This window comes from Halobiforma lacisalsi AJ5 (genome assembly GCF_000226975.2).
Classification (GTDB): domain Archaea; phylum Halobacteriota; class Halobacteria; order Halobacteriales; family Natrialbaceae; genus Natronobacterium; species Natronobacterium lacisalsi.
Window position 1 is genome coordinate 2972234 of the sequence record NZ_CP019285.1, and the last position, 17610, is coordinate 2989843.

The following is a 17610-nucleotide window of genomic DNA, read 5'->3' on the forward strand; positions in this document are numbered from 1 at the left end:
GCCGCTATCGGGGACCCTAGACCCGCCCAACCCGGTCATGAAACCGAACACAACGGGACTACCGTGAGAAATCCAGCGCCATAACTGTCTATTGGATGCTTCCCTCGGCTCTCGACCAATCACTATAACGACGTCAGAACGATTGTTGATATCCAGAGAGAACTAGACGTCGTTACCGGACTTCCGTCTCGGGAACGGAGGGAACCGCATCGTCCCACTCGAGCGAATCGAGTATCGTCAGGAGATGGTCCATTCGCTGGTCAAATACGTTTAGGGGATGTGAATCGAGGAACCGAGCCTTCGACCGTTGGACGGTCTCGTTCCGATAGTCGATCTGAAAGTGGCACTCGCCAAGCTCCATGTGAGTCTCGTCTTGATGCCATCCGAGCATCAACTGTCGGTCAGGCTCAACCCACTGAATCTCGTAAAAATCGTAGGAGTGGTTCGGTGGAAAATCGACCGATATCTGTAACTCGGCCTCCTCGACCGCATAAGAACGATCGAGAAAGGCTGGCGCAGCAATCGTCGCCCGTACTCCAGTCTTGTTACCAGCCGACGTCTGATACCAGACCTGTTTGATTAGGCTATCGGCTGAGTCGGTTTGAGTCTGGAGCAGGTTATGGAGGCGGCCGAGTAACGTCCGTGTATCGAGATTCGCTCGGTTTGCGAGAAAAATCATCGATACTCACTGGGAGATGGGGAGCGACGAATCGAAGGAATCGTTCTGTCCCGGGTGGAGAGACCGAGCGTCGTCGTACAGTTCCAGGGCGTGTTTCAGCAACCGTTTGTTGTCCTCACGACGTTCCCATTGCCGGAGCACACGGTTTCGGTGACGGATTTCCTCGCTGGAGTGACTGTCATCAGTCAGCGTCGATTCGAGATCCTCTCGTGATTCGACGTCGAACTCCGTTTTCCGCTCCTCGATTTCGTCCTGAACCCGTGCAATCTCTTCACGAAGTTCGTCACGAGTGTTGTTATTGATGAGTTCAGCCAACTCGTTGAAATAGCGTCGCTGGTAGTTCGGCGCGTATTTTGTATTGCCGTCCACCTCAACGGCTTGTATTTGTCCGAACTCGGCCAGCATTTCCAACTCGTCCTTTGCAGTCTGCCAGGAGGATATCTGCGCTTCTTCCCGGACCCATTCGACGGAGCGCGGTTGAGTAAGTGTCGTCGCGATTTTTCGAACGCGCTCGCGGGCCGAGAGGTCTTCAGTCCACGAATCGAGGCCCCGGTCGGTCATGTGAACCGATACGCCTGTGGATCTATTATATCTTGGGACGGATCACATATATACGAGATTAGTGTCTGTCGTTGTGCCAATAGTGGCAAACTCGAGTGACCAGTCTAAGGCGCCGTTCAGGAAGACAGTGGCTACAGAACGGGCGTATTCATCGGTCTCACCGAGTACGAAGCCGAACTGGACTGCCTCGTGGGGAGGACGTCCATGACGAGACTGATAACCTACCGCAGTACGAGCCCGAAAAGATTGCGAGCGACACCGAAGAAGAATTCACAGTCGAAGAAGGCGCTGCCTGTCGGTGAAAACACTCGAGGAGGCCACCAAAACCGCCCTTGCACAGATTCGACCTCGGAGAACCCTCGGCTCAAGCGGGATACCCCCTGAGCCTTCTCTCCCTCGAGCGTTAGTCCGTCGTCGATTCGGGCGTCTGCTCGACCTCCGGCGACTCCGTTTCCTGCTGCGGCCCGCCGATCCGCCCCGACTCGCTCTGTAACCGGTCCTCCGCGCGGTCGCGATCCTCGGGATAGCCGACGTCGACGCGCCACCCCTCCATCCGGATCGCGTCGATCGTCCGGCCGGACTGGATCAGCAGATCGATCGCGTCCGGGAGTTCGTACTCGCCGCGGTCGCTCTGCTGGACGAGGTGACAGGCGTGGAAGATCGCCGGCGTGAACGTGTAGAAGCCGGTCATCACCAGGTTCGACGGCGGGTCGTCGGGCTTCTCCATCACCTCGACGATCTCGCCGTACTCGTTGGTGTCGAGGACGCCGTACCGCGAGGCCTCTTCGTAGGGAACCTGCTCGACGAGGAAGGCCGCGTCGGCCCGATCCTCCTGCTGGCGGTTGACCACGTCACCGAGGTTCGCCCGGAAGACGTTGTCCCCCAGCATCAGCATGAAATCGTCGTCGATGTACGGCTCCACCTGCAAGATTGCGTGAGCCAACCCCAGTTGCTCGCGCTGGTGAGCATAGGTGATCGGCACGCCCCTGTAGGAGTCCCCGTACCGATCCATGATCTGCTCTTTGAGGTAACCCACGACCACGATCAGCTCGTCCGCACCGATCTCGAGCAGGTTGTCGAACACGTCCTCGAGGATCGGCCGCCCGTCCACCTCGACGAGTACCTTCGGCTTGTCATCGGTGAGCGGCCGAAGGCGCGTCCCCTTGCCGGCCGATAAGACGACAGCTTGCATGTGCGACCACCACCTCGAGTCGGGATAAATAGCTGATCCCTGTAACTGCCGGATACCGATGTGTACATTCGGTTTACTCGAAGGGACTGCGGCCTCGGTAGCTGAACTGATCGGGGGTCCCGACCGGTGTCTCACACTCGACGTTGGTGGGCCTGAGATCGGTGAGGGAAGTCGCATTCCCGATTGGAATCGACCACTAGTGGTGAGTCGCAACCGGGAGATCTAGTACTAGGGACGGTAATGTTGATCTTCGAATACTAGCGCGGGCGTCGAAAGTGTACAATAGGTGCGATTAGCACAATAGGTACCTATTCTGACCGAGAGCCGCGGTGTCGGACCGATTCGAACCAGTGCTCAGACCCGTCGCCGAACTCACGTGGAGGAATCGGTCGCCGTCACCGTCTTGAGGATTCGGAGTTCCTCCTCTTCGGAGATGTGGTCGGCGGTGAGACACGCGTGGACGATCTTGTGTGCCAGTTCGGGATCCGAGAGTACGTCGTCGCTGTTCGGCCCGCCGTTCTCGCTCCCGGCAGTGTTCCCTCCAGCCGTCGGCTCGGGTTCGTCCTCCCGCGAGCCATCGACAGCGATCGTCTCCTCGAGCGACTCGATCCGCTCCGTGAGCCGCTCGAGTTCCCTCGCGAACTCCGCAAATTCCTCGCGGTTGACGGACTGCGCTGCTCCGTCGGCGTTGTCCGACCTTCCTTCGGAGTCGCTCCCGACGCTACCGTCGGACCCACCGCTGCTCGAGTCGTCCCGAGACCGTCCATCGGTCGGTTCCGCGCTGCCTGCCGAGGTCTCGAGATCGGGGTCCGACTCACCGTCGCCGTCCGCCGACGGCTCGTCGTCTCGCTCGGGGGACTCGGCTCCAGCAGTCCCATCGGATTCGGCCTCGAGGGCGGTGCGTTCGTCGCCACCGTCGACGGGTCCGTCCTCGAACAGTGCCGCGACGAACTCGCGGCGTCGCGACCAGTCGAAGCCGTCGATCGCGTTCACCCGCTGGCTGATCGTCGCGCCGCTTACGCCGAGCGTGTCCGCCAGTTCGGCCTGAGTGGCGTCCGGACGCTTACGGACCTCCCGGAGCGTCTCGAGTTGCTTTTCGGTGAGGTCCTCGGGATCGATCGGCGGGTCGAGACGTGATTTGGCCTCGGTTTCGGCGGTTCCGTCGGAGTCGCTCATCGCTCGCTCGCGGTCGCGGTCCTCGTTGCCATCGTCACGTGGTTCGGATTCCGCACGTCCTGTACTCGCTTCCTCGTCCCGTCTTCGATTGCTGTCCTCCGTTGCCGGCTCGGGATCGGATTCGTCGGCCACTGGTGAGTTGGTCTCGGGTACACTCTCGACACCGTCGTCCTCCGACTCGTCGGCATCACCCACCCCAGTCTCGTCCTCGCTTTCGTCGATCTCGTCGCTGTCGGCGGCTCCCGGGTCGCCGTACTCCTCCAGCACCTGCTCGACGATCGAGGTGGTCGCGCCGCTTACGTCGTTCGCGATTTCCGCCATCGATGCGTCCGGACGCGACTCCGCGACGTCGAGGATTTTCTTGTGCAGGACTGCTCGAGGGACGGTATCGTCGTGGTCGCCGTTGCGGTCAGCGGACGTCGACGAGGTGTGCGTTTTCGATCCCATACGGTTCTCGTTCGTGTCAGGGAATTCCAGCCTCGGCGTTATAATTTTCTCACGGAAAATACAATTACAGGCTCCAAGAAACGATTAGTCAATTAAGTATTAATCCCCTAATTCCCGGAGTTTTTGTTGTACTTGAGAGTACACTTTCGGATGAAGATTCATCCCTGAATCTACGAGGTCATACAAGACCTCGTTTGCTTCTGTGGAAGTCAATACTCCTTCTTTCGTACATTTAAGCAACAACGTTGTCACCCACCAACACTCGACATCGTGACTCCGGGCAACCTCTATAAGACCCTTGTCGTTAGCGAGAAGAATTTCCTCTCCATCATCTGCCAGCAAAATTACTGACGCATCGGCTACCGCAACACCCTCCAACGATGCCACTTCCTCAGCTTCAGGAGGCGTCTCACAAATCGAAACGTCATCAAGAAATGATTTAAGCGATGCAGTTCCTCGCTTCCCCTCGGTGAGAACTTCGTCTCTCACTCTCTCAGTTGTCCGTATCTCATCGCAGGTGGCCGAGATGAGGTCAAGACGGCCCACCCACGAAAGCGGGATTAGCGCAGACGAATCAACAACAACCATCAAATTCGCCCGAGGTCTCGTTCGAGTTCGTCAGTTGTGTATCCGGTATCGATGCCCTCCTCGGCGGCGAGTGAAAGCATCTCAACATACGTTACGTCGGCAATTTCAGCCGCACGGCGAAGAGTGACTTTGTGTTCTCGAAGTTGGTCGAGTGCCTTCTCCTTCCGCCAGTCAGTAAGGCCGTCCCGAATGAGGCGGCGAAGAACCTCTGACCTGTCTGCGGCCATCTCTTGTTCAAGTTCTGCTAACAACTCTTCGTCGTCTTCAGGTATTCGAGTTGTGACGGTTTTCATCGTTACGATAGGATGCGTTACGTTACGTAATAGACGTAACGAAATTCTTCCTGCGGAAATCTGTATAAAGAAATCGCGTTCCTACATACGTATGGATAGAGAATCAGTGAAGTGCGACAGAAAGGAAGAAGGTAAACGAAGAAAAGAGGTAGGCAAGACGACGATGAGAAGCCATCTGCAGGACCTCCTGACTCCCCCGACCCAATACCCATGACTCGAGGCGTCGGCGTCACCGAACTGCTCCGCGAGACGCTCCCGGAGTGGTCGGTCCCCCTATTCGAGTTCGTGGCGCTACTGGGTGACGAACTGCTCGTCGGCGCCGTCTTGCTGCTTCTCGCCTGTACGGACGCCTACCGGTCGTTCCGCCACGGCGATGATCGACTCCTCTCCGATCGCACGGCGTTCGTCCTGGCGGTCGTCCTCGGCGGGCTCGCGTTCACGCTCGCGTTGAAGTCCGCTTTCGGCCTTCCCCGGCCCCCGGCGTCGCTGCGGGCGATTCCCAAGGAAACGCCGGGCTTCCCGAGCGGCCACACGATGGCCGCGACGGTCTGCTGGACCGCGCTCGCGCTGTGGTCCACGCGGTGGACGCGCCGCCGTCGGCTCGCACTCGCGGCGGTCCCGATCGGTCTCGTCGCCGTCTCCCGGCTCGCGCTCGGGGTCCACTACCTCGTCGACGTCGTCGCCTCGATCGGTTTCGGCGTCGGCTACCTCATCCTCGCGGCGACACTCACCGGCAAGGATCCGACGAAAGCGTTCGCCGGCGCGGCGATACTCGGTGTGGCCGCGCTCGTGGTCACCGGCGGCACCACGGACGGCTGGCTGGCGTTCGTCGGCTGTCTCGGCGGTGCCGTCGGCTGGTGGGTGATCACCCGACCGACGGTCAGGGAGCTGTGGGTGTCGGCCTCGAGTTGAGCGGACTGGTTTTCGAATCGGGTGACGGCGCTCGAGCTCTACTGTCAACACTCGAATACGGTTCTGTTACTACAGGTAGTAGATCACCAAAACGCCCAAGTCATTATCGTGATAATCATTAGGCAAAGTATGACCTTCTACGATCGGGAAGACGAACTTGCCTCGCTCGAGACCGCGTATTCATCGCCCGGTCACGCCTTCTACGTCGTCTACGGACGCCGCCGTGTTGGAAAGACAGCGCTTCTCAAAGAGTTCTGTGCTGATCGGCCTCATCTCTACTATCTCGCTGCGCAGGAGGCGGAGGATCGCCAACGTGAGAAATTCGTCGAACAAGTCGCCGAGGTGTTCGAGGAGCGCGTGCCACGAATCGACGGCTGGGACGACGCGTTCGAGTATCTCGGTGAGAAACTCGAAACGGAGGATCGAGTCGTGGTCATCGACGAGTTCCCGTATTTGGTCGAGGAAAACGACTCACTCCCCTCCTATATCCAGGCGTTCGTTGACGAACAGCTCCAGGAGACTGCGTCGATGCTCGTGCTGTGTGGCTCGAGCGTGAGTACGATGGAATCGGAGGTGCTCGGCCACGAAAGTCCACTCTACGGTCGGCGGACTGGACAGATCGATCTGCAACCGTTCTCGTTTCAGCAGGCCCGGGACGTCATCTCGTACGATATTGTGGATGCGGTCCGATCGTACTCGGTCACCGGCGGGACGCCGATGTACCTCACGCTCTTCAACTACGAGCGGTCCCTCGCAGAGAACATCCAGACGCATATCCTCTCACCGACGGCAATGCTGTACAACGAACCGGAGTTCCTGCTTCGGACCGAACTTCGAAACCCTGCGCGGTACCTGAGCATCCTCGAGGCGGTGGCGCTGGGCCACACGACGCCAAACGAAATTTCGGGAGCCACCGGCATCGATTCCGGACCGCTGTCGAAGTATCTCCAGACGCTTCGCCGGCTCCGACTCCTCGATCGTGAGGTTCCGGTTACGGCATCCGGGAAGAAGTCAAAGCGTTCCCGGTACCGGGTCGCTGATGAGTTCCTCCGGTTCTGGTTCCGCTACGTCGAGCCGAATCGGTCCAGCATCGAAGAAGCGCCGTCCGTCGTGTTCGATGGCACGATCGAGCCGGACCTCCCCACGCACGTCGCGACGACGTTCGAAGACATCTGCGAAGAGGCCGTCTGGGAACTGGTTCGATGCGAAGAACTCGAGCCGTACTCCGAGATCGGCCGCTGGTGGTACGGAGAGGAGGAGATCGATATCGTCGGCCTCGCACCCGGTGATGACCGGCTCCTGCTCGCCGAATGTAAGTGGACCAGTGAGCCAGTCGGCCACCAACTCGTCGACGATCTTCGGGCAAAGGCTGCGAGCGTTCGGTGGGGACCAGGGGACCGGTCCGAGCGGTTCGCCCTGTTCTCGAGAAGCGGATTCGTCGAGGGCCTCGCCGAGGATCTCAACGATAACTGGTCGTTGTTTGACCTCGAGGAACTCGATCGAGTCTTTTCCGGGGCGTGAGTACTGGACAGCGCGAATCGGTTGACCGAGGCTCCGCTCGCATGACGAGCGATGAGGGGATCACTCCGAATCGGCGGAACGCTCCTCGCCCGCCCCGTCATCGTCGTCGCTGCCTTCTCCGTTGCCGTCGTTTCTGTGCTCGGCCAGCGCCTCCTCGATCGTCAACTCGCCCGCGGCGACCCGCCGGGCGAGCACCTCGTCGATCGCCCGGTTGGTCTCGCTTTGCTCCCTGGACCGATCCTTGATCACCTGGAGCTCCCCCGCCGTCGGCTCGATCTCGCGGGCATCGACGACCTCGCCCTCGAGGCGGGCGATGTTCACCGCGGCGAGGACGTCCTCCATCCCCCGGCCGCCGGTCCCGAGGTAGGGGGTCGTCCCCGTCTCGTCGACGAGTTCGACCCGAACGTCCTCGAGGTCGTTGACGAGTTGTGCACCCTGGAGGCGGGAGCCGTCGCCGATCCGGACGACGGGGTCGGCGGCCTCCGCCACTTCGCGCTGGATGACGTCGACGGCGTCGGCGAGCGGGACCTGGAACGCGGCGACGACCATCTCGCCAGCGAGGACGGCGATGCCGGGCTTGCGACCCGGATCGACGCCGATGATCGTGCGGCCGCCGTCGCCACGGACCGCGGTCAGCGCCTGGTCGACCGCCCGCCGGGGCGCGTCGGGGTCCGCGACGATCGTGGTCGCGTCGGGGAAGTCCTCCGCGTGGTCGGCCGCGGTGATGACGACGGTCGTCCCCTCGGGGAGTTGGTCGTCGGGTTCGACGGTCGTGAACTCGGTCCCGCGGTCCCGCAGCTCGTTGACGACGCCGTGGTACACTTCGAAGTCCGACGTTGCGACGACGATCACGTCTCGAGGTTCGTCGCCGGGGCGAATAAACGTATTCCGAACGGCCGGGATCACCGCCCGCCTCGAGTCCGTCGTACGGTGGGGTTCGACCTTTCCTGCGGTCCGTTCCGGGGGGTTTTTGCGGCGACCGTTCGAAAGCCGACCGTGAACGACGAGGCGATTCCGACCGGCTGTGATCCGGTCGACGACCTGCTCGGCGGCGGGTTCGAGCGCGGGACCGTCACGCAGTTGTACGGCCCGCCGGCCGCGGGGAAGACCAACCTCGCGCTGTCGGCCGCCGTCGAGACGGCCGCCGCGGGCGGGACGGTCGTCTACATCGATACGGAAGGGGTGTCGGTCGACCGCTTCGAGCAGTTGCTCTCGGCGCGGGTCAACGGCGACGGGGCCAGCACAGCCGACTCGAGTGCGTTGGTCGAGTCCGACGGCGCCGGCGAGCCGGATTCGCCCGCATCCGACGACCTCACCGTCGAGGACGTCGCCTCCCGGATCGTCATCGAGGACGCCGTCGATTTCGAGGAACAGGCCGAGGCCGTCCGCGACGCCGAGGAGTTCGCCGAGCGGGCGGACCTGATCGTCCTCGACAGCGCGACCGGCTTCTACCGCCTCGAGCGGACCGGCGACGACGACGAGGGCGATGCGCTGCGCCGGGTCGCCCGACAGGTGACCCACCTGCTCTCGCTGGCCCGAAAACACGACCTCGCGGTCGTGCTCACGAACCAGGTCTTCTCGGATCCCGACTCCGACCGCACCCGCGCGCTCGGCGGGAACACCCTCGAGCACTGGACCGGCGTCGTGCTCCGCCTCGAGCGCTTCCGCGGCGGGAATCGTCGCGCGACGCTCGAGAAACACCGCTCGAAGTCGGCCGGCGACTCCGTCCAGTTCCGGATCACCGATAATGGTCTCGAGGGCGGCGAAGACGGACAGCGGTTCTGATCGGGTTCGAGAGGCGGCACGAAACTCGAGTCCGGGCACGAAACCCGAGTCGAAAATCAGAACGGCCCGGACGGGCCCGAATCGAAGTCGAAGCCGACGTCGGCGGCGGCCGTTACAGCTCGTTCAGCTTCCGCAGCAGCTGGCCGCGGTACTCCTCGTCGCTGGTGACCCCCTTGACCTCGAGGACGTTGCGCTCGAGTTTCTCGAGGGCGACGCGGAAGGCGTTTTCCGCGCCGTAGCCCTCGCCGGTGCCGGCGACCTGGCCCTTGTTGGTGCGCAGGCGGATCTGACAGTGGATCAGCGGCGTGCCACGGAGCTTCTCCTTGTGTTCCTTGAAGCGGACGTGGGCGTGCAGTACCTGCATGTCGGCGTACTTGTCCGACACCTCCTCGATGCTCTCGTGGACGGACTCCCGGGAGATGGTATCGAGCAGGGAGACGTTCGTGATCTGGACGTCCATGCGCTCCTCCTCGGTGAAGGTCAGCGCCCGCAGGACGTCCGTCTTGGTGAGAACGCCGATGACGACCCGGTCGTCGTCCTCCGGCGTGACCATCAGCCCGGCGAAGTCCTGGTCGAGCATCGTCTCAACGGCCGTCTCGACGCTGGCGTCGAGCGTCGTCGTCTCGACCGGGCTGTTCATAATGTCGTAGACCGGCACGTCGAGCAGCCGCTGGCTGTCGCCGACGCGGTCGCCGGTCGTCGTCGTCTCGTTTTTCCGGATCACGAAGTCGGCGATGTCGTGGGTCGTCACGACACCGGAGAGATAGCCGTTTTCGTTGAGGATCGGGAGACGAGAGATACCGTGTTCGCGCAGGTGGTTGATCGCCTTCCCGACGCCGTCGTCTTCCTGGAGCGTGACCGGGTCGGCGGTGTAGACGTCCTCGACGGTCAGCGTATCGAGGTTCTCGAGGACGGCCTCGAGGATAGCGTCGTCGGAGATGACACCCCAGAGGTCGCCGTTCTCGAAGACCGGGGCGACCTTCGAGTTGCTCTCGATCAGCAGACGTGCGGTCTCCCGGACGTCTTCCTCCCGGTCGACCTGCGGGGACGGATCGTTCCGGCTGGGCTTGATGAGCGCCGCCACCTTCGCGTCGTCTTCGACGTGAGACTGGAGGACTTCCCGCTCGCTGATGACGCCCTCGTATTCCCCGTCGTTTTTGACGATAATTCCCTTGGGGCCGCCGTTCTCGAAGGTAGAAGGGACCTTCCCCATGCGCGTGCCGACGTCGACTTCGATGTAATCCTGGGTGGCGATATCAGCGATATTCATCGTTGTAGGTGGATGTACTGCCGCCGGGGTTTTGAAGATATTGCCTGTTCCCACCGGCGTCGGGAACGCTCTTTGCCGATACCCTCGAACGTGGTGGTAGGTCACGCATGGAATCGAAACCCGACATCAGCGTTTTCGGCCGGTACACGTACCTCGTCACCGAACTGTTCTGGGGCGCGATCGCCGTCTTCCTGTTGCGCCGGGAGAACGCCCTCCGGAAGGCCGCAGTGACGATCCTCGCGCTGTACCCCGTCGCGTACGTCTGGGACCGATACACCCTCGCCGTCGGTATCTTCGACATCAAGCTCCGGACGGGGATCGACATTGCGGGGATCCCGCTCGAGGAACACCTCTTCATGGCCGTCGTCCCGGGACTGGTGATCGGCTTTCACGAGACGATCTTCGGAAGCGGGACCGACGGGTCGACGTAGGGGTAGGGATCGGGGTCGATCCCGGTCCCGACGACGGTGACAATACGGACTCCGAACGCGAAGCGGCCCGGAATCGCCCGCCATCGGCCCTCTCCCGGGCGGCTATCAGCGGCTGCAACGGACCGTCGCAATCATGCGGACGGCGCCCTACCCTCCGACAATGAGCCGCCCGGGAACGGATCCCGAACCGGACGCCGACACGAACGCGGGCCCGGAGACGAATACGGGGACGGGCCCGTCGGACACCGAATCGGATTCGGTCCGCCCGACCTCCTCGAGCGACGACGCCCTGCTCGGTACCGGTACCCCACAGCGCACCGATCGCGCACTCGTCCGTACCCTGCTCAGCCTCGCCTTCTTCGCGGTCGTGCTCGGAACGGTGGTCCTCGGCGGCCTCCTGCTCGGCCCGACGGCGCTCGAGACCGTCGAGGACATAGCGGATGCCGACGAGATCGAGATCGTCGACGGGCCGAGTCCGAGCCCGAGCGCCGAGCCCCCGCCGGCCGGCGAGCGCAACCCCGACGTCATGGATCCGGCCGATCCCGGCGAGTCGACCTACGAGACCGACGTCGAGCCCATCTCGTCGGCGACCGTCGAGGACTTCGTCCACGCCGAGGTCAACGACCGTCGCGCGGCCCACGACCTCGAGCCCATCGAGTGGGACGGCACCGTCGCCTCGGTCGCCCGGGCCCACAGCTACGACATGGCCCAGCGGGACTACTTCGCGCACACGAACCCGGACGACGAAGGGCCCTACGACCGGTTCACCGCCGTCGACGACTACTGCCGGGCCTACGGCGAGAACATCGCCCTGACGTGGGTCGACCGGCCGGTCGACCGTCCCGGCGGGGACGACGTCGTCGAGTACCAGACCGCCGAAGGCGTCGCGACCGGACTCGTCGATCAGTGGATGAACTCGACCGCACACCGGGAGGCGATCCTCGAGGAACACTCCTCGCACGGGTGGGACCGGGGCGGCGTCGGCGTCTACATCGACGACGACGGCGCGGTCTACGCGTCGCACAACTTCTGTCTGGCGGCTTAACGGGTGACCTGACGATCGGTCTGACTTCCATCGTGGACTCCCCGCTTACAGTATCAGCTACTGTACGAACCTGTCACACTCTTGGACCTCCTCGTCGAAGGACCACTATGGACGGGAAGGGAACGCTCGTCGCGATCTATCGCACGGCGAGCGACCGCGATATCACGTTTCTGGCTGCCGCGTTCGCTTACTACGCGTTCGTGTCGTTGATTCCGATGGTACTGCTCGCGCTCGTGGCCGGCTCGCTGCTGGGCGGCGAGGCCACGGCGGAACGGTTGATCCTGGTCGCCGGGGACTTCCTCCCAGAGGCCGGCGAAGACCTCGTTACCGAGGCGCTGGCGACCGAGGCCGGACGCGCCCAGGCGACCGTCGTCGCGCTCGCGGTCGCCGCCTGGGGTGCGCTCAAGGTGTTTCGTGGCCTCAGCCTCGCGTTCGATATGATCTACGACGAGGTGTCGTCGGATTCGCTGCTCGAGCAGGTCCGGGACGGGCTCGTCGTCATCCTCGCTGGCGTGGGCGCACTCGCGCTGATGATCGTGATCGGAACTGTTCTCGGGTTCGCCGCCGGCCGTGTTCCGTTCGCTGGGCTGTTGAGTTGGGTAACCCTCTTGCTCGGTCTCGTATTCGTCTTCCTGCCGATCTATTACGTGCTCCCGCCGATATCGGTCGGAGCCGGCGAGGTCCTGCCGGGGGCGGTCGTCGCGGCCGTCGGCTGGACCGTCCTGCAGGCGGGGTTCCAGCTCTACGCGTCGAACGCCGGGCGCTACCAGGCCTACGGCGCGGTCGGCGCGGTGTTGCTGTTCGTCACCTGGCTCTACTTTGCAGGGATCATCATCCTGCTCGGCGCAGTGGTCAACGTCGTTCGCGCTCGGCCCGCGCTCGCGGAGCCCTGAGGGACCCACACCGTCCACCGCAGGGACCCGGAACGTTTCTTGATCGGCTCGAGGACGTGGGAGAAAGGTTATGGTGTCGCGCCCGCCTCCACCACACAATGAGCGACGAACGAGAACCGACGGCCGACGGGAACGACGAGGGGGACCCGGACGGCGACGGTCCCGCGGGCGGGATCGAGACCGGCGGCGGCCCCCAGCGGGTCGTCTCCGAGGGGAGCGTCGACGACATCCTCGAGTCGATCGGCGGATCCGATTCCGATTCCGATTCCGATTCCGACACGGACCCCGATCCAAGCCCCGAACTCGAGGCCGGTGACGAGTCACACGTCGACGCGGATGCCGACCCAAGCACGGAGGGCCTCGAGGGCTCGAGCAGGGAGCCGACAGACGGAGCCGACGACGCGGAGTCGTCGACGGGAGAGATAGACACCGGCGAGACGCCGGAACCGGACCGCGATCCGGGCGACGATTCGAAGGGAGAGGAAGAAGACGACGGCGACGAGGACGACGGGACCACGGGCGAAACCGGAACCGGAACCGAAGCCGACGTCGAAGCCGCCGCAGCCGCCCTCTCCGACTCGAGCGGGACGCCGGCCGGAGACGACGGTGGGTCCGGTCCGGCGGGCGATTCGAGTCTCGAATCCGATAACAGCTCCACAGCCGACGCCGACCCCGATCCCGACCCTGATCCCGAAGAACTCGCCGCCCGCATCGAACGCGGCGACGTCACCGGCGCCGACGTTCGCGCCGCCGAAGCGGGCGAGGACCGGGACCCGACGCCCGAGATCGACGACGTCGACCTCTCGCTGGACGACCTCGAGACCGGCGGCGTCGGCGACACTGGAAGCGCCAGCGAGGATGCCGGCCCGCTCGCAGGGTCGATCGATCCCGCCGGGGAGGCTCCTGCCGATACCGACGCCTCGAGCACGAGCGATCGAGAAGACGGGTCCGACGACGGAGCCGCCGGGCTGCTCGGGCGACTCAAGAACCTGTTCTCGAAGTAGTCAGTACGCGCTCGCGGTTCGGTTCTCGACGCCGGGGCTCAGCCGAGCAGCGCGATCAACACGAACAGCGTCGCGATCGAGGCCAGCGTCGTCGTGAAGACGTTCAGCGAGGCGAACTCCGCATCGCCCCCGAGTTCCGTCGCGAAGACGAACGTCGAGACCGCGGTCGGCGTCCCCAGCATGACCACGCTCGCGGTGAACGTCGCCGGGTCGACCTCCAGCAGGGAGAAGACGACCCAGGCCAGCACCGGCATACAGCCGATCTTGAGCGCGACGACCGACCCCGTCGCCCCGGGGTCGATCGAGGGGAGGTCCACCTCGAGCGACGCACCCACACAGAGCAACGCGAGCGGCAGCGCCAGCGCGCCGAGGTAGTCGAGCCCAGTCGCCGCGGCTGCCGGGAACGGAACCGCGGTCGATCCGAAGGCGAGACCGACGAGTAGCGAGAGCAACACGGGGTTGGTCGCCAGCCCGCGTATCTCCGAAGCGAGCGAGACGTCGGCCCCGTTGATCGTCGAGAGCAACAGGATCGTCAACGGCAGTTGCATCAGCGTGACGACACCAAGGACGACGCTCGCGACCGCGGTCACGTCGGCGTCGAAGGTCGCCGCGACCAGCGGCAACCCGAGGTAGCCGATGTTCGAGTGGTACGACTGGACGACGGCGACGCTGCGTCGCGCCGCAGTGTCGCGGTTCCGGTGGACGACCCAGGCGATCGAGGCCGTCCCGAACAGGACGAGCAGGAGACCGGCCAGCAGCGCCGGCGAGAGGAGTCCGGCGATCGGCTGGTCGTACGTCGAGACAAAGATCAGCGCGGGCAACGCGACGTAGTAGGCGACGGCGTTCAGCGCGGCGGTTCGGCCGCTGTCGAGGATTCCGGACGACCGGAGCCCGGTCCCGAGGAGCAACACCACGAGCAGCGCCAACAGGCGGCCGACGACTTCCATGTCCCCGCCCAGTTCGCTCGTGGCCTTTTATCGTTCGGTTAGCTGGTACGGGACGATTCTAGGTCCTGAAAGGGGCTCGAGAGTTCACGCCGGCTGTGTCCCCGGGACCGTATCAGCGTATCGTGAGGCCCCCTCACTGCTCCGCGACGCCGAGCTGCTCGAGCATCTCCTGGCGGTCGTAGTATATCCGATGCTCCTGCACTTTACCGTCCGCGAGCAGGAACTTGTCCATCCCCTCGAGTTCGATTTCGCGTTCGGTCGGCGGAATCCCGTTGAATTCGCCCTCGTGCGTCCCGGTGGCCGTCCACTCCGCCATGACGACGTCGGCGGCGGCGAGCACGTCGCCGAGCCTGACCTCGAAGTCCGGGAATCCCGTCCGGATCTCGCGGACGAATCCCTCGAGCGCGTCGTGCCCGTGTAGTTCTCCGCCGGGAGCGCCCGGATCGAAGACGTCGACCGATTCGTCGACGACGTCGGGGAGCTTCGAGTAGTCCGCTTCGTTCCAGACGTCTACGTAGTCGCCGAGTAGTGATTCGACCTCCTGATTCGGTTCTGCCATCGGTGGGTCACCCGGTCCACCATGGACTAGTGAGCCGCTTAAACGCGGACTCTAGATAACGCTAGGGCCACGTGCAGTTACCCGTCGATCGCCTCCGCGTGCTGGAGCAGTTCCTCGAGGGTCGTGACGAGTCCGTCGCGGGCGAGATCCAGATGTTCGGTGGCTTCGACGTGGATCGGATACACCCGGGGATGCCGACGGAGTTGGGAGTCCAGATGGGCCCGATCGATGAGGTCCTCGAGGAGGGTTTCGACGGCAACCCTGTCGCCATCATTGGCGGCCTCGAAGGCGTCGTGAGCGGTGATCGGGGAGCGAAACGGGACGTCGTGCAGGTCCCGACGGTCCCGGTGGTTGTCGAGATGCGTGTTGTAACTGCCGACGGCCTCGTTGTAGCGCCGGCACTCCTCGCGGAACTGCTCGAGGGCCGATTCCAGCAGGGAGTCGGGAGGAACCGAGCGACGGGGAGGATGCTCGCGTGGGGGGCGACGATCGGTCATGCCTGCTTCCCCGTGAGTGCCGCCCGCGGTTCCGTCTCCGGGCGTCGTATGCAGGTCGCGCGGGCGTGGGCTCGGATATGTGACCCCTCGAACTATCGCTGGCCGAGTATCGAGGGACGGGCGAAAAACTCGCAGGTCGATCAACAGCCTTCCCGGGGACGATAGCTCGCTGCGACGGTGAGCAGCGTGCTCGCTATCGCGGCCAGGGTGGAGAGGTACGCCGCTCCCAGGACGATATTCCGCGATGGCGCGCCGGGGGTCATGCCCGGGACGTGTGGTGTCACGCTCATGTTCGATCACGGTCGTTTTCCGCGTGGTCCTTGGACATCAGTAGCACCCCTCGTGGTGATCAGACGCCCCGTTCCGTCGTAAATCTCCCCTCAACTCTGTTCTAGACGTCCCGGTGCTTCCCCGGTTCCTCGCTCGGTCGGTGAACCTGAACAGCACCGCTCGTACGGCCGCCGTCTAGGGCTATCTAGAGCCAGCGGTTAAGCGAACAGTCGCGGTCGTTGTTACGAGAGGACCCCTGCGCTTCGAACGACCAGCTACGACCAACCCCTTAGCCATAGACCGATGACAGACCACAGGTCGAAGGTAACGACCGTCGACCCGTTCGTGATCGTCGAACGCCCGGAGGATCCCCGAACGGATCCGCTCCGGTTGGAGTACACGGTTCACCCTGCGCCGGATTCTGAGGGGGGCGTCGATCTCCCACACGCCCGCTGGGTCGCCGACCTCGCCGATCGGCACGTCAATCCCCGGTGGGACGAACGGTTCGAAGTCGTCGACGGAGCGTTGCGAGTCGGTATCGACGGAACCGAAACGACGCTCACCGAGGGCGAGGACGTCGTCATTCCCGCTACCGTTCCCCACCGTCACTGGAACCCGACCCCCGAGCCGGCCCGCGTACGCTACGAAGCGCGTCCGGGGCTTCGAGCGGCCGAGGCCCTCGAGACGCTGTACACGCTCGCACAGGCCGGTCGGACCGACGAGGAGGGGGTCCCGAATCCGCTTCAGTTCGCGGTGATCCAGGACGCGTACCCTGGGTACTTCTATTCGACCGACCAGCCTCGGATCCTCCAGCGGGCAATGGTCGCCACGCTCGCGCCGATCGGGCGCCTGCTCGGGTACGAAGCCACCTACACGCGGGACGAAATGGGGCCCCTTCGACGGAGTTCGACGCGGTGAGGCCGGAACCCCCCTCACGAGCGCCGGCCGCCGTCTAGCGGTTGGCGACCAGGCCCGCCCGGGCGAGCGTGTGCTGGGGTCGGATCGTGATGGCCGGCGTCGTCGCCTCGCCGTTCGCGTGCGATCAGTCCGCCAGGCCGAGTTGCTCTAACATGCTCAGTTCGTCGGGGTTGTACCACTTCTCGACGATCTCGCCGTCTTCGATCCGGAAGAACGCGAGGGCGCGCATGGTAAAGGATTCACCCGTTGCCGGCAGCTCCCCCAGTTGCCCCTCCTGGGTACCGCTGATCGTCCAGTGGACCGCCGCCATGTCCCCCTCGGCGATCAACGCCTCCGTCTCGACCTCCGCGTCCGGCATCGCTCTGAAGAGGTCGCCCGCCCACTCGAGGTACGCGTCGCTGCCGTGCAGGGACCCGTCGACCCCGTGGAGTCCGTGGACGACGACGTCGTCCGCTACCGTCTCCTCGATGACCGCCGGGTTCTCCTCGTTGTACCCCTCTTCGGTGTATCGCCGAACGACGGCTTTCGCGGTTTGTGGTTCCGTTGCCATGGGTAGTCACGCTCCCCTGTGGAGAGCAGGTGGTGGTCCGATCGGCGGAACCGAAAAGCACCGTTCAAATTA

Annotated in this window: 20 protein-coding genes; 8 read left to right on the top strand and 12 right to left on the bottom strand. The window is 63.7% G+C overall.

Going from position 1 to position 17610, the window contains the following annotated elements:
* Positions 1-685 precede the first annotated feature (685 nt).
* The 5 genes from CHINAEXTREME_RS14470 to CHINAEXTREME_RS14490 form a co-directional block, all read right to left on the bottom strand.
* Complete coding sequence (locus CHINAEXTREME_RS14470) at positions 686-1240, bottom strand: DUF7342 family protein (protein ID WP_007143861.1); 555 nt, start codon at positions 1238-1240, stop codon at positions 686-688.
* Positions 1241-1643: 403 nt separating this feature from the next.
* On the bottom strand, positions 1644-2432 hold the full coding sequence (aglF, locus tag CHINAEXTREME_RS14475; protein WP_007143860.1) for a UTP--glucose-1-phosphate uridylyltransferase AglF: 789 nt from the start codon (positions 2430-2432) through the stop codon (positions 1644-1646).
* Between the two features lie 372 nt (positions 2433-2804).
* On the bottom strand, positions 2805-4055 hold the full coding sequence (locus tag CHINAEXTREME_RS14480; RefSeq protein ID WP_007143859.1) for a winged helix-turn-helix transcriptional regulator: 1251 nt from the start codon (positions 4053-4055) through the stop codon (positions 2805-2807).
* 99 nt (positions 4056-4154) lie between these two features.
* Complete coding sequence (locus tag CHINAEXTREME_RS14485; RefSeq protein WP_076738748.1) at positions 4155-4643, bottom strand: hypothetical protein; 489 nt, start codon at positions 4641-4643, stop codon at positions 4155-4157.
* Positions 4643-4936, bottom strand: a complete 294-nt coding sequence (locus CHINAEXTREME_RS14490) for a UPF0175 family protein (RefSeq protein WP_007143858.1) — start codon at positions 4934-4936, stop codon at positions 4643-4645. Before CHINAEXTREME_RS14490 ends, CHINAEXTREME_RS14485 begins: the two co-directional genes overlap by 1 nt.
* Positions 4937-5146: 210 nt before the next feature.
* Here CHINAEXTREME_RS14490 and CHINAEXTREME_RS14495 point away from each other — a divergent pair, with 210 nt between their 5' ends.
* Together CHINAEXTREME_RS14495 and CHINAEXTREME_RS14500 are read left to right on the top strand one after the other, a co-directional pair.
* Complete coding sequence (locus tag CHINAEXTREME_RS14495; RefSeq protein WP_007143857.1) at positions 5147-5848, top strand: phosphatase PAP2 family protein; 702 nt, start codon at positions 5147-5149, stop codon at positions 5846-5848.
* Between the two features lie 129 nt (positions 5849-5977).
* The gene (locus tag CHINAEXTREME_RS14500) at positions 5978-7369 is read left to right on the top strand and encodes an ATP-binding protein (RefSeq protein WP_007143856.1); all 1392 of its coding nucleotides are present in this window, start codon (positions 5978-5980) and stop codon (positions 7367-7369) included.
* Positions 7370-7429: 60 nt separating this feature from the next.
* Here the strand turns inward: CHINAEXTREME_RS14500 and CHINAEXTREME_RS14505 are convergent, their stop codons facing one another.
* On the bottom strand, positions 7430-8221 hold the full coding sequence (locus CHINAEXTREME_RS14505; RefSeq protein WP_089789938.1) for a hypothetical protein: 792 nt from the start codon (positions 8219-8221) through the stop codon (positions 7430-7432).
* Positions 8222-8365: 144 nt separating this feature from the next.
* Here CHINAEXTREME_RS14505 and CHINAEXTREME_RS14510 point away from each other — a divergent pair, with 144 nt between their 5' ends.
* Complete coding sequence (locus CHINAEXTREME_RS14510) at positions 8366-9154, top strand: AAA family ATPase (RefSeq protein WP_029601735.1); 789 nt, start codon at positions 8366-8368, stop codon at positions 9152-9154.
* Between the two features lie 112 nt (positions 9155-9266).
* Here the strand turns inward: CHINAEXTREME_RS14510 and CHINAEXTREME_RS14515 are convergent, their stop codons facing one another.
* The gene (locus CHINAEXTREME_RS14515; RefSeq protein ID WP_007143853.1) at positions 9267-10424 is read right to left on the bottom strand and encodes a CBS domain-containing protein; all 1158 of its coding nucleotides are present in this window, start codon (positions 10422-10424) and stop codon (positions 9267-9269) included.
* A gap of 107 nt (positions 10425-10531) precedes the next feature.
* Between CHINAEXTREME_RS14515 and CHINAEXTREME_RS14520 the strand changes: the two genes are divergently transcribed.
* The 4 genes from CHINAEXTREME_RS14520 (at position 10532) to CHINAEXTREME_RS14535 (ending at position 13797) form a co-directional block, all read left to right on the top strand.
* Positions 10532-10855 carry a lycopene cyclase domain-containing protein gene (locus CHINAEXTREME_RS14520; protein WP_007143852.1) on the top strand — a complete coding sequence of 108 codons (324 nt, stop codon included), beginning with the start codon at positions 10532-10534 and terminating at the stop codon, positions 10853-10855.
* Between the two features lie 160 nt (positions 10856-11015).
* Positions 11016-11900, top strand: coding sequence for a CAP domain-containing protein (locus tag CHINAEXTREME_RS14525; RefSeq protein WP_007143851.1), 885 nt, complete (start codon positions 11016-11018; stop codon positions 11898-11900).
* A 107-nt stretch (positions 11901-12007) separates the two neighbouring features.
* The gene (locus tag CHINAEXTREME_RS14530) at positions 12008-12793 is read left to right on the top strand and encodes a YihY/virulence factor BrkB family protein (RefSeq protein ID WP_007143850.1); all 786 of its coding nucleotides are present in this window, start codon (positions 12008-12010) and stop codon (positions 12791-12793) included.
* Positions 12794-12891: 98 nt separating this feature from the next.
* Positions 12892-13797 carry a hypothetical protein gene (locus CHINAEXTREME_RS14535; RefSeq protein WP_010546837.1) on the top strand — a complete coding sequence of 302 codons (906 nt, stop codon included), beginning with the start codon at positions 12892-12894 and terminating at the stop codon, positions 13795-13797.
* A 38-nt stretch (positions 13798-13835) separates the two neighbouring features.
* On the opposite strand, the gene CHINAEXTREME_RS14540 is transcribed toward CHINAEXTREME_RS14535, so the two are convergent.
* The 4 genes from CHINAEXTREME_RS14540 to CHINAEXTREME_RS21530 all read right to left on the bottom strand — a co-directional run bounded on the left by CHINAEXTREME_RS14540 (position 13836) and on the right by CHINAEXTREME_RS21530 (position 16090).
* The gene (locus CHINAEXTREME_RS14540; RefSeq protein ID WP_007143848.1) at positions 13836-14744 is read right to left on the bottom strand and encodes an AEC family transporter; all 909 of its coding nucleotides are present in this window, start codon (positions 14742-14744) and stop codon (positions 13836-13838) included.
* Positions 14745-14877: 133 nt separating this feature from the next.
* Positions 14878-15303 carry an ester cyclase gene (locus tag CHINAEXTREME_RS14545; RefSeq protein WP_007143847.1) on the bottom strand — a complete coding sequence of 142 codons (426 nt, stop codon included), beginning with the start codon at positions 15301-15303 and terminating at the stop codon, positions 14878-14880.
* 77 nt (positions 15304-15380) lie between these two features.
* Entirely contained in the window at positions 15381-15800 is a 420-nt protein-coding gene (locus tag CHINAEXTREME_RS14550) for a hypothetical protein (RefSeq protein ID WP_007143846.1), read from the bottom strand.
* Positions 15801-15940: 140 nt separating this feature from the next.
* Positions 15941-16090: a hypothetical protein gene (locus CHINAEXTREME_RS21530; RefSeq protein WP_156875545.1), complete on the bottom strand. Its 150-nt coding sequence runs from the start codon at positions 16088-16090 to the stop codon at positions 15941-15943.
* Between the two features lie 283 nt (positions 16091-16373).
* Here CHINAEXTREME_RS21530 and CHINAEXTREME_RS14555 point away from each other — a divergent pair, with 283 nt between their 5' ends.
* Positions 16374-16988: a cupin domain-containing protein gene (locus CHINAEXTREME_RS14555; RefSeq protein WP_007143845.1), complete on the top strand. Its 615-nt coding sequence runs from the start codon at positions 16374-16376 to the stop codon at positions 16986-16988.
* A gap of 124 nt (positions 16989-17112) precedes the next feature.
* On the opposite strand, the gene CHINAEXTREME_RS14560 is transcribed toward CHINAEXTREME_RS14555, so the two are convergent.
* On the bottom strand, positions 17113-17538 hold the full coding sequence (locus CHINAEXTREME_RS14560) for an ester cyclase (RefSeq protein WP_007143844.1): 426 nt from the start codon (positions 17536-17538) through the stop codon (positions 17113-17115).
* Positions 17539-17610 lie beyond the last annotated feature (72 nt).